At 68.2% G+C, this 13402-nt stretch carries 13 protein-coding genes; 7 read left to right on the forward strand and 6 right to left on the reverse strand.

All coding sequences use genetic code 11. From position 1 onward, the window contains the following. Positions 1 to 147: 147 nt before the first annotated feature. The 4 genes from dcp to AC3A56_RS07345 form a co-directional block, all read right to left on the reverse strand. Positions 148 to 2343, reverse strand: coding sequence for a peptidyl-dipeptidase Dcp (gene dcp, locus AC3A56_RS07330; protein ID WP_487769845.1), 2196 nt, complete (start codon positions 2341 to 2343; stop codon positions 148 to 150). 283 nt (positions 2344 to 2626) lie between these two features. After that, entirely contained in the window at positions 2627 to 2974 is a 348-nt protein-coding gene (locus AC3A56_RS07335; RefSeq protein ID WP_056715433.1) for a hypothetical protein, read from the reverse strand. A gap of 52 nt (positions 2975 to 3026) precedes the next feature. Continuing rightward, positions 3027 to 3707 (reverse strand): dethiobiotin synthase, encoded by a 681-nt coding sequence (bioD, locus tag AC3A56_RS07340; protein ID WP_487769846.1) that lies wholly within the window; start codon positions 3705 to 3707, stop codon positions 3027 to 3029. Next, positions 3704 to 4387, reverse strand: a complete 684-nt coding sequence (locus AC3A56_RS07345) for a TMEM175 family protein (RefSeq protein WP_487769847.1) — start codon at positions 4385 to 4387, stop codon at positions 3704 to 3706. The genes bioD and AC3A56_RS07345 overlap by 4 nt, the downstream gene beginning before the upstream one ends. Before the next feature lie 61 nt (positions 4388 to 4448). Here AC3A56_RS07345 and AC3A56_RS07350 point away from each other — a divergent pair, with 61 nt between their 5' ends. Beyond that, positions 4449 to 4940 (forward strand): GAF domain-containing protein, encoded by a 492-nt coding sequence (locus AC3A56_RS07350; RefSeq protein WP_056715369.1) that lies wholly within the window; start codon positions 4449 to 4451, stop codon positions 4938 to 4940. Positions 4941 to 5162: 222 nt separating this feature from the next. Here the strand turns inward: AC3A56_RS07350 and yihA are convergent, their stop codons facing one another. Next, entirely contained in the window at positions 5163 to 5822 is a 660-nt protein-coding gene (gene yihA / locus AC3A56_RS07355) for a ribosome biogenesis GTP-binding protein YihA/YsxC (RefSeq protein WP_487769848.1), read from the reverse strand. A gap of 164 nt (positions 5823 to 5986) precedes the next feature. On the opposite strand from yihA, the gene AC3A56_RS07360 reads away from it, so the two are divergent. From AC3A56_RS07360 to AC3A56_RS07380, 5 genes are all read left to right on the forward strand, one after another. Beyond that, on the forward strand, positions 5987 to 6706 hold the full coding sequence (locus tag AC3A56_RS07360; protein WP_487769849.1) for a c-type cytochrome: 720 nt from the start codon (positions 5987 to 5989) through the stop codon (positions 6704 to 6706). A gap of 65 nt (positions 6707 to 6771) precedes the next feature. Continuing rightward, positions 6772 to 7650 (forward strand): thiol:disulfide interchange protein DsbA/DsbL, encoded by an 879-nt coding sequence (locus AC3A56_RS07365; protein WP_056768092.1) that lies wholly within the window; start codon positions 6772 to 6774, stop codon positions 7648 to 7650. A 56-nt stretch (positions 7651 to 7706) separates the two neighbouring features. Further along, on the forward strand, positions 7707 to 8357 hold the full coding sequence (locus tag AC3A56_RS07370; RefSeq protein ID WP_056714378.1) for a thiol:disulfide interchange protein DsbA/DsbL: 651 nt from the start codon (positions 7707 to 7709) through the stop codon (positions 8355 to 8357). A 113-nt stretch (positions 8358 to 8470) separates the two neighbouring features. After that, positions 8471 to 9280 (forward strand): endonuclease/exonuclease/phosphatase family protein, encoded by an 810-nt coding sequence (locus AC3A56_RS07375; RefSeq protein ID WP_204109876.1) that lies wholly within the window; start codon positions 8471 to 8473, stop codon positions 9278 to 9280. Continuing rightward, positions 9277 to 9693 (forward strand): hypothetical protein, encoded by a 417-nt coding sequence (locus tag AC3A56_RS07380; RefSeq protein ID WP_487769850.1) that lies wholly within the window; start codon positions 9277 to 9279, stop codon positions 9691 to 9693. The genes AC3A56_RS07375 and AC3A56_RS07380 overlap by 4 nt, the downstream gene beginning before the upstream one ends. On the opposite strand, the gene AC3A56_RS07385 is transcribed toward AC3A56_RS07380, so the two are convergent. Beyond that, a complete protein-coding gene (locus tag AC3A56_RS07385) occupies positions 9607 to 11292 on the reverse strand; it encodes a glycoside hydrolase family 17 protein (RefSeq protein WP_487769851.1) in 1686 nt (561 codons plus the stop codon). The genes AC3A56_RS07380 and AC3A56_RS07385 overlap by 87 nt on opposite strands. Positions 11293 to 11328: 36 nt before the next feature. On the opposite strand from AC3A56_RS07385, the gene AC3A56_RS07390 reads away from it, so the two are divergent. Continuing rightward, positions 11329 to 13374: a transglycosylase SLT domain-containing protein gene (locus AC3A56_RS07390; RefSeq protein WP_487769852.1), complete on the forward strand. Its 2046-nt coding sequence runs from the start codon at positions 11329 to 11331 to the stop codon at positions 13372 to 13374. The last annotated feature ends 28 nt before the right edge of the window (positions 13375 to 13402 follow it).

Here is a 13402-nt window from a genome sequence, read left to right on the forward strand (position 1 = left end):
CGCGTGCGGCTCCGGTCGGGGAGGTTCGATTATTCCACGTGAAGGCCGGCGGCACCCGCTGGCGGTGCGGTTTCATCTCGCAGTTCCCGAAAAAGATCAGGCCCGCTTGCGGCGGGCCTGAGCTTCCAACACGGATGCTGCAACGGCTTACTTCTTCGGCACGTCCTTCAAGCCGCGGTTTTCCAGCATCGGCTCGATCTGCGGGTCCTGGCCGCGCCAGTCCTTGTACATCTTCGCCAGCTCCTCGGTGTTGCCCCGCGACAGCACCATCGCGCGGAAGCGGTCGCCGTTCTCGCGGGTCAGGCCGCCGTGTTCCTTGAAGCCCACGAAGGCGTCGTCGGCCAGCATCTCGGTCCACAGGTAGGCGTAGTAGCCGGCGGCGTAGCCGTTGCCCCAGATGTGCTGGAAGTAGCTGGAGCGGTAGCGCGGCGGCACGTAGCCGAGGTCGATGCCGTCCTTCTTCAGCGCGGCGGCTTCGAACTTGTCGGCGTCCTGCAGCGGCGCGTCGGCGCCCAGCATGTGCCAGTTCATGTCCAGCAGCGCGGCCGAGACCAGCTCGGTCATGTTGTAGCCGGAGTTGAACTTGCCGGCCTTCGTCATCTTGTCGACCAGTGCCTTGGGCATCGGCTCGCCGGTCTTGTAGTTCTTCGCGTAGTGGGCGAACACCTTCGGATCGGTGGCCCAGTGCTCGTTGAACTGCGAGGGGAACTCGACGAAGTCGCGCGCGGTGTTGGTGCCGGACAGGGTCGGGTACTGCTCGTCGGCGAAGATGCCGTGCAGCGCGTGGCCGAACTCGTGGAACATGGTGATCACGTCATCGAACGACAGCAGCGCCGGCTGGCCCGCGGCCGGCTTGCTGAAGTTGCCGACGTTGTAGATCACCGGCTTGGTGCCCAGCAGTTTCGACTGGGTGACCAGGTTGTCCATCCAGGCGCCGCCGTTCTTGTTGTCGCGCTTGAAGTAGTCGCAGTAGAACAGCGCCATCGAGCTGCCGTCCTTGTCGAACACCTCGAACACGCGCACGTCCGGCTGGTACACCGGGATGTCCTTGCGCTCCTTGAAGGTCAGCCCGTACAGCTGGTTGGCCGCGTAGAACACGCCGTTCTGCAACACGTTGTCCAGTTCGAAGTACGGCTTGATCTGGTTTTCGTCGAGGTCGTACTTCGCCTTGCGCACCTGCTCGGCGTAGAAGTTCCAGTCCCACGGCTGCAGCTTGAAGCCGCCGTGCTGCTGGTCGATCACCGCCTGAATGTCGGCCGCCTCCACCTTGGCGCGGCCGGTGACGGCGGGCACCAGGTCCTGCATGAATTTCAGCGCGGTTTCCGGCGTCTTGGCCATCTGGTCGTCGAGCTTCCACGCGGCATAACTCGGGAAGCCGAGCAGCTTCGCCTGCTCGGCGCGGATCTGCGCCAGCCGCTCGATGGTCTTGCGGGTGTCGTTCGCGTCACCCTGCTCGGCACGGTTCCAGGAAGCCTCGAACAGCGCCTGGCGGGTGGCGCGGTCGGTGAGGTCCTGCAGCTCCGGCTGCTGGGTGGTGTTCTGCAGCGACAGCACGTACTTGCCGTCCTGCTTGCGGTCCTTGCCGGCCTGGCTGGCGGCGGCCAGTTCGGCATCGGACAGGCCGGCCAGCTTCGCCTTGTCGGCGATCACCGGCGCGGCGTCCTTCGTTGCGGCCAGCAGCTTGTTGGTGAACGCGGTGCTCAGCGTGGACTCTTCCTTGTTGAGGTCCTTCAGCTTCGCCTTGTCGGCGTCGGACAGCTTGGCGCCGGCGTGCACGAAGTTCCGGTAGACCACCTCGACCAGGCGCGCCGATTCGGGGTCGAGCTTGAGCGTGTCGCGCTGGTCGTAGACCGTCTGCACGCGCTGGAACAGCTTGCTGTCGAGATAGATCGCATCCTCGTGCGCGGCCAGCTTCGGCGCTTCGTCTTCCTGCACTTTCTGCAGCGCGTCGTCGGTGTTGGCACCGGTGACGGCGTTGAAGGCGGTCATCACCCGGTTGAGCATGGCGCCGGACTTCTCCATCGCCACGTAGGTGTTCTCGAAGGTGGGCGCTTCGGGGTTGTTCGCGATCTTCTCGATCTCGGCCATGTGCTGCTTCATGCCCTCTTCGATCGCGGGCTGGTAGTCGGCATCGTGGATCTTGTCGAATGGCGGCGCCTGGAACGGCAGCGTGCTGGCGCTGTAGAACGGGTTGCTGGTCATGTCGGTGGCCGCCGGCGCGGCGCTGCTGGTGCTGGCGGCGGAAGCGGCCGGCGCGGGTGGGTTGGCGGCGCCTTCCGGCTGCTGCGAGCAGGCGGCCAGGGCCATCGTGGTGGCGATCACAATCGTGCGCAGTCGAAGCATCGGGTTCCCCAGGAGTGGTGCGCCCGGCATCGGGCACGGAAGTCTGACCGCCGACTGTAGGAGCGTGGGCGGTAGAAACACAAGCGGCTGCGGCTGCGTGGTTTTGGCCAGCTTTTCCGCTCCTTTTCGTTGAATAGCTGCGGCTATTCGCCTCAAACGATCGAAAAACCTGACTCAAAAACCACGTTGCCTCGCTCACCTGGTTTCTACCACCCACGCTCCTGGCGAGACGGCGGCCAGTTTCCAAACGGTGACGCCGTGAAGCGGCGCAGAATCCTGCGACTCAGGCGGCGCGCAGGTCGCGCAACTGCCAGGCGCCGCCGATCATCAGGTACAGCCGATGGCGCACCACGCTCATCGGCAGGTCGGTGATCAGGTCCACCTCGGTGTGCAGGTCGACCACTCGTGCGTCCACCTGCGCGGTCGGGTCGGTGGCGCCGAGACTGTCGTCGACCGCGTCCGGATCGGGCTGCGCCGCGCGCCAGCGCTGGAAAAGCTCGTCGCTGCGCAAGGCCTGCTGCAGGGTGCTGGCGAAACCGTCCGGGCCGGCGCCATCCCACGAGAAACGCGGATCGTCGCCGCGTGCGTGGACGATGTCGGCGATCGAAAGGTAGTAATGGTTGCGGGCCATGGTCACTCCGGCGTGGGAAACGTGCGCCATCCGAACACATCGAATGTGAAGCTCAGTCCAAGGCTGCCACGGCCGCGTCCAGACAGCCGGCGGCCTGCGCCGGTGCCACGCCATGCGGCAGCACGCCCAGGCACGGCGCGGGCAGCAACGCGCGCAGCGTGTCCAGGTTTTCTTCCGGCGCGTCCATCGATGGGTCCACCCGGTTACCGATCCAGCCCAGCAGGTGGCAGCCGTCGGCCACGATCGCCCGGGCGCTGAGCAGGGCATGGTTGAGGCAACCCAGCCGGAGGCCCACCACCAGGATTACCGGCAGTCGCCATTGTTTGGCGATGTCCGAGGCAAACAGGCCAGGCGCCAGCGGCACCAGCCAGCCACCCACGCCCTCCACCACCACCTTCGCGTGCCGCGCGGCCAGTTGTTCGAACGCCGCGCGCAACGGCGCCAGCGTGATCTCCACACCATCGTGGGCCGCGGCAAGATGCGGCGACAACGGATCGCGCAGCGCCACCGGGTTGACCAGCGCATACGGCAGCTCGACGTCAGCGCCCGCCGCCAGCAGCGCCAGCGCATCGTCGTTGCGCAGGCCTTGCGGCGTTTCCACACAACCACTGGCAACCGGTTTCATGCCGCAGGCGTCGTGACCGGCCGCACGCAAGGCGTGCAGCAGCGTGCAGGCCGAGTGCGTCTTGCCGATGCCGGTATCGGTGCCGGCGATGAACACGGCCGACATCATGCCGGCGCGTGACGTCGGTCGAAGTGACTCGTCACAGGCCCGATCAGGAACAGCAGCGAATACATCATGCCGGGGATCGACCACATCCATCCGGGCACCGACAACGGCATCAGCAGGGCGACCAGCGCCGATGCCAGACCGATCACCGCCGGCACGCTCCAGATCCGCATCTCGCGGCGCGCGTCCAGGTTGTCCAGGCCGTGCCGCGCCGCGACCTTGGCCGCATCCAGAAACAGCAGCGTCAACGTGCCCGCCATGCAGGCATAGGCCAGCCCGTAGCAGACGAACAGCGTGCGCATGTCGGCCGGCCCGCTCACCTTGAAATCACCGGGCAGGTAGCCGCCGCTGATCGAGGAGAACACCCCGGAAAACACCATGTGCAGCGGGTAGACGAAGATCATCGCGAAGAACACCAGCAGCAGCGACAGCCAGCGCCCGCTGGCGCCGGCGCCATGGCAGCGCTTGCGCCAGCGCACATGGCCATGCCAGAAAAACGCGATCTGAAAGAAGCACACGGCGAACGCGGGGATGCCGCCCAGCGCGTGCAGCAACTTGCCGGTGCTGTCGGGAATCGACTCGCCGCCGATCAGCAGCAAGGTGAGGATGAACGCGAACGCGCCATCCACGAACATGTCCAGCCGCCCCGCCTCGATCCCTTCGCGCTGCTCGGTCAGACTCATCTGGCATCCCCCGTGATGATGGCTCGGCGCATAATACGGACTTTGCCGCGGGACGCATCGCATGTTCGACCTGAAAGCCCAGACCTACGCCAGCAAGCGCGAGCACTACGCCGACCTGGTGCAGCAGGCGCGCGGCATCCTGGCCGGCGAGCGCGACCTGATCGCCAACGCGGCCAATTTCGGCGCACTGGTCTATCACAGCCTGGCGCAGGTGAACTGGGCCGGCTTCTACCTGTACGACGGCCATGAACTCGTGGTGGGTCCGTTCCAGGGCAAGCCCGCGTGCATCCGCATCGCACTGGGCCGGGGTGTCTGCGGCACCGCCGCGCAGACCCGCGAAACCCAACTGGTGCGCGACGTCAACGCGTTCGCCGGGCACATCGCCTGCGACGCCGCCTCGCAATCGGAAATCGTGGTGCCGCTGGTCAGGGCCGACGGTTCGCTGCTCGGCGTGTGGGATGTCGACAGCCCGGTCACCGACCGCTTCGACGAGGACGACCGCGCCGGCATGGAAGCGCTGTGCGCGGTGTTCATGGACGCCGTGCAGGGCTGAAACCGGAGCTCAGCCGTGAGAGGTTGTGATTTTTCAACCTCGAAGCCCGGCCATGGCGAGGGCATGGATGCCCGAATTGAGGCAACGCAGGAGCAGTTGCCCGATGGCCGGACGTGGATCGGTCACGCAAGTGACTGATTCACGTGAGCACGTCCGGGCATGTACCGGACGTGCGATAGAAGAAAGCGACAGGAAGTGGCTTTCTTCACAGGCTCTGAGATCTCAGCGCTCGCGGTCCTGATGCGCGCCTTCGCGCGGCTGCGCCAGCAAGTCCATCACCGCCTGCCGCGCCTCCTCCACCCCGGTGCCGGCGGACGAGGAAAACACCTGGGCGGTGGCGGACAGGTTTTCGGCGGCGAACTGCTTGCGCAACGCGGCCAATGCCTGCGCCGCCTGGCCCCGCGAGATCTTGTCCGCCTTGGTCAGCAGCACGTGGCACGGCAGCTGGGTGTCGAAGCAGAACTGCAGCATCAGCCGGTCGAATTCCTTCAGCGGATGGCGGATGTCCACGATCAGCACCAGCCCGCGCAGGCTGCGGCGCTGGTGCAGGTAGGCGTCGATCTCCTGCTTCCAGTGCTCGCGCATGTCCAGCGGCACCTTGGCGTAGCCGTAGCCGGGCAGGTCGATCAGGCGCAGGTCGGGGGTCGGTCGCTCCTGCACATCCCGGTGCGGCGGCAGGCTGAAGGCCACCATCTGCTGGGTGCGCCCCGGCGTCTTCGAGGTGCGTGCCAGTCCCTTGTGGTTGGTCAGTGCGTTCAGCGCACTGGACTTGCCCGCGTTGGAACGGCCGGCGAAGGCGACTTCCGCGCCCTGGTCGACGGGAAGCTGGCTGATGCGATGGGCGGCGAGCACGAATTGCGCGCCCTGGAGGGGATTCGACATGGGGATGGTTTGACCAAGCTGGGGTGGCGCAGGGATAATTCTTCGGTTTCTGCCTGTTGCGGACCGCATGGCCGCAATCGCTGGCAGTGTTTGCAAGTCTCTCGGGAGTCAAGTGTATGAGTTTTCGGTCCGCTGGTTTTCGGCCCGCTGTTCTCGGGTCCGCCATGGCCCTCGTGTTCGCGCTGTCCGCCAGCGCCGCGATGGCCCAAGATGCCAAGCCGGAGACCGCGTCCCCCGCTGCCGCCAGCACCGCCGCTGCAGCGCCTGCCGCACCGGCCGTCGCCGCTGCTGAAGCCCCGGCCAAGCCGGGCGACGCCACCGCGGGCCAGGCCAAGGCCGCCGTCTGCGGCGCCTGCCACGGCATGGACGGCAATTCCGCCGACGCGCAGTACCCGAAGCTGGCCGGCCAGAGCGAGCAGTACATCGTGCGTCAGCTGACCGACTTCAAGGCGGGCAAGCGCCAGAACCCGATCATGATGGGCATGGCCGCGCCGCTGTCGACCCAGGACATGCACGACGTGGGCGCCTACTTCGCCAGCAAGACGGCGCTGCCGGGCGTGGCCGACCAGGCCCTGGTCGAGCATGGCCAGACGCTGTTCCGCCAGGGCGATTCGACCCGTGGCATCCCGGCCTGCATGGCCTGCCACAGCATCGACGGCCGCGGCAATCCGGGTGCGATGTATCCGCAGCTGACCAGCCAGCACGCGCAGTACATCGAGGCGACGCTGAAGTCCTGGCACGACGGCACCACCTGGGGTGACGACGCGCACGCGCAGATCATGCCGGCGATCGCCAAGCAGCTGACCCCCGACGACATCGCCGCCCTGGCCAGCTACATCGAAGGCCTGCACAGCGCCGACAGCCAGCCGGCCGCCACTCCCTGATCGAACCCGCGCCGACCTTCAAACGTCGGCGCGCTGGTTTTCGCGCCCCACTTTCGAGGTCTGCCATGTTGAAGCGTCTGCCGTTCCTGTGTGCCGCCCTGCTCGCGCTTGCCGCCTGCAGCCATGACAGCAACAACGGCAGTCCCGCCGCCGAGGCCAGCGCTCCGGCCGTCACCAGCACGGCGCCGGCCAGCGCCGTGAGCAGCCCCGCCACGGCCGCTGCCGCCAGCACCGCCGCGGCGCCCGCCAGCAGTGCGACCGTCGCGCCGGCCCAGGCTCCTGCCGAGGCAGCAACACCGGCGGTGGCCGCCGCGCCGTTCGTGGACACCGGCAAGTGGGTCGAGGGCAAGAACTACTTCCGCATCGATCCGGCGCAGCCGACCAGCCACCCCGGCAAGATCGAGGTGACCGAGGTGTTCTCCTACGGCTGCCCCGCCTGCAACGCCTTCCATTCCACCGTCGACCGCATCGCCAAGAGCCTGCCGTCGGACGCGGTGATGAACTACCTGGCCGCCTCGTTCCGTCCTGACGAAAACTGGCCGATGTACCAGCGCGCGTTCTACACCGCGCAGGCGCTGGGCGTGGTCGACAAGAGCCACGACGCGATGTACGACGCGGTGTGGAAGAGCAAGGAACTGTCGACCTACAACGCCACCTCCAGCGGACTGAAGCCGCACGAGGCGTGGCCCACGATCGAGGACGCGGCGAAGTTCTACGCCAAGTACGGCGTCGACCCGAAGGAATTCGTCGCCGTCGCCAACTCGTTCAGCGTCAACACCCAGATGAAGCGCGCCGACGACCTGATGAAGGCCTACGGCGTGGAAAGCACGCCGACCATGATCGTCAACGGCAAGTACCGCTTCACCGCCGGTGACGCGGGCGGCTATGCGCAGTCGATCGAGCTGACCCTGTGGCTGGTGTCGAAGGAAGCGGCCGGCAAGTAGGCGCTTCGGTTAAGCTGGTCAGCCGGCATCCCCACCGCATTCGAGCGAAGAAACCCATGTTCCAGCGATTCGCCTGTTCCCGCGTCCTGATCCTGCTTGCCGGCCTGCTGCTGGCCACCGCCTGCACCGCGAAATCCGGTGCGGTGGACCCGTACACCGACGGCGCCGAGTACGTCACCCTGCCCGCCCCGCACCAGCGCTACAGCAGCGAGGGCAAGGTGGAAGTGGTCGAGGTGTTCTCGTATGGCTGCATCCATTGCGCCCACTTCGCGCCGGTGGCCGATGCGCTGGCCAAACAGTTCCCCAAGGGCGTGGAGTTCAAGCTGCTGCCGGCGCCGTTCAGTGCCGAATGGGTGCCGTTTGCCCGGGCGTTCTACGCGGCCAGGCAGCTGGGCGTGCTGGACCGCACGCACCTGGCCCTGTTCCAGGCGAAGTTCGAACAGCACTATCCGATCAACTCGATGAACGAACTGGCCGACTTCTACGCCCGCGCGGGTGTCGATCGCGCCGCGTTCATGCAGGCGGCCACATCGACCCAGACCACCGACCAGATGAAGAGCGACCTCGCCCTGATCCAGAAGTGGCAGGTCGATGGCACGCCGACCATCGTGATCAACGGCAAGTACCGCGTCGCCGCGGTGCACTCCTATGACGAGATGGTCGCCGTCACGCAGTGGCTGGTGAAGCGCGAGCTGGCCGGCAAGTAATCGCCGGGTTCCCCGGCGGCTGGCGTGGCATTCACAACGGATGGATCATGCTTGTCGTCATCTCGGCGCATGAACCCATGCGCCGGCTTCCCCTTTTCGCGTAGTGGCCCGCCATGACTCGCGCCTCCGTTTCCACCGCCCCTGCCGAGCGCCACCTGCGCCTGCTGAGCTGCAACATCCTGGCCGGCGCCAGCGTGCAGCGCTATCGCCAGTACGTAACCCGCAGCCTCAGTGCGGTGCTGCCCGGGCGCAGCAAGATGGACAACCTCGACCGGCTCGCCGAAGTGCTGGCGCAGTTCGACGTGGTCGGCCTGCAGGAAGCCGATGCCGGCAGCCTGCGTTCGGGTTTCCTCAACCAGACCCGCTACCTCGCCGAAACCTCCGGCTTGCCGTTCTGGAGCCACCAGCCCAACCGGGCGATGGCGCGGCTGGCGCATTCGGCGAACGGGCTGATCAGCCGGCTCGAACCGCATTCGGTGACGGACTACCCGCTGCCCAGCCGCATCCCGGGCCGCGGCGCCCTGCTGGCCCAGTTCGGTGAAGGCGACAACGCGCTGGCGGTGATGATCGCCCACCTGTCGCTGAGCGCGCAGGCGCGCGCGCGCCAGCTCGGCTTCATCGCCGAGCTGCTGCAGGATTTCCCCCATGCGGTGCTGATGGGCGATCTCAACGCCGAGCCCGGCAGCGCCGAGATGAAGCATCTTTTCGCCAGGTCCACGCTGCAGCCACCAGCCCAGCCCACGCCCACCTTCCCCAGCTGGAAGCCGCGGCGGGCGCTGGATCACATCCTCACCTCGCCGGCGATCACGCTGGAGAAAACCTGGGCCTTGCCGCAGGCGTTCTCCGATCACCTGCCGCTGGCGGCGGAGATCCGCCTGCCGGCGCACGTCGGCGGCAAGGCCTCGGCGAAGCGCAGTCGATGACGTCGAACCGATGGCGACTGGCCTGGCCATGGCTGGCCCTGCTGCTGGTGGCGCTGCTCGGCGCGTGGTTGCGCTACGGCGTGGTCGAGCCCGGCTCGATGGCGCAGCAGTGCGGCGCCGGCCACGCGCCGTGGTGGTGCCCGTGGCGGCAACGGCTGGTACTCGGTTTCCTGCACAACGTGTATGGCATCGCGGCGCTGGTCGCGACCGCGCTGGCGTTGGTGTGGAAGCGCCCGTGGCTGGCCTGGCTGGCCGCCGCCCTGGGCATCGTGGCGCTGCAGCTGTACTGCTTCGAGAGCGGCGCACTGGCTGCGCTGATCGGCTGCCTACGCCTGATCGGGCTGCAGGCGGACGGCCTGCCGCCACGCCGACCACACCGGCAGGACCAGCAGCAGGTTCACACCCAGCCATAGCCACGCCACATGCGTGAGACCGGATTCCTGCCACAGCACCGTCGCCGCCAGCAGCGGCAGCAGGCAAGCCAGGAAGCGCTCCTCCAGCAACGGCATCAGCGGCGCGCGACGATCGGACAGCCAGCCGGACAGCGCGTAGCCGGCGCAGGGCAACAGGAACAGGCCCAGCGGAAAATCCCGGTAGCGCCCGTCGACCACCAGCAACAGGCCGTAGAAGGCCAGCGCGAACAACCAGCCCAGTCGCCACCACGACCGCGGCAGCGGCGGCGTCATCCCGCACAGGCGCGCGGCGATCCAGCGCGCCAGGCGCAGCGCGGTAAGCAGCGCCAGCACGCAGGCGCCCAGCGACACCGTCCATTCCCACGCGTCGCGACAGGCGTACCACATCTGCCGGAACTGCCAGGCCAGCGCGCCGCCGCTGGCCGCGCCGGCCAGCGTCAGGGCCAGCCAGCCACGCGCTCCGCGCCAGCGACGCCGCCACGCACCGACCAGCAGGAACACGCCGGCGCCGGCCACGCCGGCCAGCCAGCCCGCCCACCAGTGCGGCTCTTCCACCACCGGCCCCTGCATCGCGAACTTCGGCCGCGCCTGCGCATCGAAGATGCCCCAGTAGCCGCCCACGGTGCCTTCCTGGGCGCGTTTCCACGGCTGGTCGAACGCTTCGATCACGTTGTACGGCATGTGCACGGTGGCCGCGTAGCGCAGGAATTCGCGCAGGTAGCGGGCCTCGTTGACCACGCTGGCACTGGCCGCCTGGCGCGGGCGGCCGGCGCTGGGCCAGCCGGTCTCGCCGATCATCACGGCGCGGCCGGGAAACGCCTGCTGCACCTTCGCATAGACGTCGGCCACGTGCTGCACCGCCCGCTCGGGTGACACCGGCTGGTCTTCCCAGTACGGCAGGATGTGGATGGTCAGGTAGTCGACCGAGCCGGCCAGCTCGGGATGGCGCAGCCAGAACTCCCACACGTCGGCGTAGGTCACCGGCACCGTGACCGCCTCGCGCACCTGTTTCAGATAGACGGCCAACTGGCTGGCCGGCAGATCGCCACGCAACAGCACCTCGTTGCCCACGATCACCCCGCGCAGCACCTGTGGATACCTGTTTGCGGTAGCGATGCCCAGTCGCACCTGCTCGGCGTTCGCCTTCGCGTCGCCGCCCAGCCAGATGCCCATCAGCACCTTCATGCCATGGCGTTCGGCGATCGCCGGCACCTCGCTCAGGCCCTGCCCTTGCGAATACGTGCGCACGCAATCGAAGCGCTGCGACAGCGCGGCAAGGTCGGCATCGATGCGCTCGGCGCTGATGTGCGCCGTCGGGTCCAGTGGCGTCTCGCCGGCACGACGAAACGGCGCATACGACACGCAGGCGATGCGCGCCGACGGCGCATCCGGCAAGGCCACCGGTCGACCGATCGCCCACCACCACCACGCGGCGGCCAGTGCCATCACCACCAGCGCGAGCCACGCCGGCCAGACGCGACGGAAAACAGGCGAAGCAGCTGGCGACATGCCGATCCCGGTAAAGGCGTGGATGAAGCGCGACAGCTTAACAGGGCCCACCACGCACTCACCGAACGCCGACAAGTCGAAACGGGCCATCCACTACACTGGCCGCGATCCACCGCAGGAGTTGTCATGTTTTCTTTCGCTTCGTCGCGGCGCGTGCCGCTGGCCTGGCTGGCGCTGGCCGGCGCCTGGCTGCTCACCGGCTCGACCGCACTGGCCGCCACGCCCGATGCCGCGCAACGCGTCGCCTTCAAGCAGGCGTACGCCGTCGCCCAGCAGGGCGGCGACGGCTGGCGCCAGTTTGCCGGCAACCTGCACGACTACCCCTTGTATCCCTACCTGGCTGCGGCGGCGCTGCAACACGACATCCAGCAGGTCGACCGCGCCAGCGTGGAAGCCTATCTCGCGCAGTATCCGGACTGGATCCCCGCGGCCGACCTGCGCCGCGCGTTCCTGCTGGAACTGGCACGCCGGCAGGACTGGAGCGGCTTTCTTGCGCTGTACCAGCCCGGCCTCGGCGACACGCTGAGCTGCGACGCGCTGCAGGCGAAACTCGCTAGCGGCGGCAAGCTGGACTTCCAGCGCGACCTGGCCGAGCTGTGGACCCGTGCCAACCTGCCCGGCGCCTGCGATCCGGTGCTTGACGCCGCGCACGACCAGGGCCTGCTCACCGACGCACGGCTGTGGACACGGATCGATCGCGCGGCCGACGCCGGCCAGGCCGGCACCATCACCAGCCTGGCCAGCTGGCTGCCTGCCGGCGAACAGCCCGCCGCGCAGCAACTGGCCACCGCGCTGCGTGATCCGGCTGCCGCGGTCGCCGATGCGACGAACTGGCCCGACGGTACGCGCCAGCGCCACGCCGTCACGCTGGCGCTGACCCGGCTGGCCCGACGCCAGAGCGACAGCGCCGACGCCGCGTGGCAGCAGCTGCAATCGCGCTTCACGCTGAGCGAGGCCCAGCGCAACCGCATCCTGCAGACACTGGCGCTGTTCCGCGCCACCGACTTCGACGATGACGCCCTGGCCCGGCTGATCGCGCTGCCCGCCGCCGCGCAGACCGACAGCACCCGCGAGTGGCGCGTGCGCGTGGCACTGGCCCGGCAGGACTGGAGCGCGGCGCTGGCGGGCATCGAGGCGATGCCCGCCAGCCAGCAGCAGGACGGCGAATGGCAATACTTCCGCGGCCGCGCGCTGGCCGCGCTGGGCCGTGCCGACGAAGCCCGGCGGCAGTTCGCCGACCAGGCCGACCAGCCGACCTTCTTCGGCTTCATGTCGGCGGACCGGCTCGACCAGCCGTACGCGATCTGCCCGCTGACCCTGGCCGGCGACCCGCAGCGCGAACAGCAGCTGCTGGCGATGCCGGGGCTGGTGCGCGCGTTCGAGCTGTACGCGGTGGACCTGCCGAAGCTGGCCCGGCGCGAATGGACACGCGCCCTGCAGGGCAGCGACGTCGCCACGCAAAGGATCGCCGCCGACATGGCCAACCGCCGCGGCTGGTACGACCGCGCCGTGTTCACCCTGAGCAGCGGCGATGCCCTGCGCCTGTATGACCTGCGCTTCCCGCTGGCCAGCCAGGACGGCCTGGTGCCGCAGGCCGAGCAGGCCGGCATCGAACCGGCCTGGGCCTACGGCATCCTGCGCGCGGAAAGCGCGTGGATGAGCGACGCGCATTCCGGCGCCGATGCGCGCGGCCTGATGCAGTTGCTGCCGGAGACCGCGGCGCTGGTGGCCAGGCGCAACGGACTGGACTGGGCCGGCGGCGACAGCCTGTACGACCCGGCCACCAACATCGCGCTGGGCACCCGCTACCTGGCGCAGATGGCGGCGCGCTTCAACGGCTCGCCATGGCTGGCCAGCGCCGCCTACAACGCCGGCCCGAACAAGGTCGACCAGTGGCTGGCCGCCCGCGGCACCCTGCCCACCGACCTGTTCGTGGCCAGCATTCCCTACAAGGAAACCCGCGAATACGTGGCCCGCGTGATGGCCTTCAGCGTGATCTACGACTGGCGTCTGGACGGCCATACGGTGGTGCCGCTGGCCACCCGCATGGAGGCGATCGGCCAGCCCTACAGCCTGCCCGGCAATGGCACGCCACGCCGCGAAGTAAGCTGCCCGGCGCCGACCACCGCGCCGACGACGGCGCCGGCCAACGCCGCCAGCGTTTCTCGCTGACCGATCTCCGCACCTGTTTCAGCAAGGA

It is taken from the genome of Rhodanobacter sp. Soil_C_14 (assembly GCF_057657335.1).

Excerpts from the sequence above, each read along its gene's own strand:
- dcp (WP_487769845.1), bottom strand. The coding sequence starts at position 2,343 with ATGCTTCGACTGCGCACGATTGTGATCGCCACCACGATGGCCCTGGCC.
- AC3A56_RS07335 (WP_056715433.1), bottom strand. The coding sequence starts at position 2,974 with ATGGCCCGCAACCATTACTACCTTTCGATCGCCGACATCGTCCACGCA.
- bioD (WP_487769846.1), bottom strand. The coding sequence starts at position 3,707 with ATGATGTCGGCCGTGTTCATCGCCGGCACCGATACCGGCATCGGCAAG.
- AC3A56_RS07345 (WP_487769847.1), bottom strand. The coding sequence starts at position 4,387 with ATGAGTCTGACCGAGCAGCGCGAAGGGATCGAGGCGGGGCGGCTGGAC.
- AC3A56_RS07350 (WP_056715369.1), top strand. The coding sequence starts at position 4,449 with ATGTTCGACCTGAAAGCCCAGACCTACGCCAGCAAGCGCGAGCACTAC.
- yihA (WP_487769848.1), bottom strand. The coding sequence starts at position 5,822 with ATGTCGAATCCCCTCCAGGGCGCGCAATTCGTGCTCGCCGCCCATCGC.
- AC3A56_RS07360 (WP_487769849.1), top strand. The coding sequence starts at position 5,987 with ATGGCCCTCGTGTTCGCGCTGTCCGCCAGCGCCGCGATGGCCCAAGAT.
- AC3A56_RS07365 (WP_056768092.1), top strand. The coding sequence starts at position 6,772 with ATGTTGAAGCGTCTGCCGTTCCTGTGTGCCGCCCTGCTCGCGCTTGCC.
- AC3A56_RS07370 (WP_056714378.1), top strand. The coding sequence starts at position 7,707 with ATGTTCCAGCGATTCGCCTGTTCCCGCGTCCTGATCCTGCTTGCCGGC.
- AC3A56_RS07375 (WP_204109876.1), top strand. The coding sequence starts at position 8,471 with ATGACTCGCGCCTCCGTTTCCACCGCCCCTGCCGAGCGCCACCTGCGC.
- AC3A56_RS07380 (WP_487769850.1), top strand. The coding sequence starts at position 9,277 with ATGACGTCGAACCGATGGCGACTGGCCTGGCCATGGCTGGCCCTGCTG.
- AC3A56_RS07385 (WP_487769851.1), bottom strand. The coding sequence starts at position 11,292 with ATGGCCCGTTTCGACTTGTCGGCGTTCGGTGAGTGCGTGGTGGGCCCT.
- AC3A56_RS07390 (WP_487769852.1), top strand. The coding sequence starts at position 11,329 with ATGTTTTCTTTCGCTTCGTCGCGGCGCGTGCCGCTGGCCTGGCTGGCG.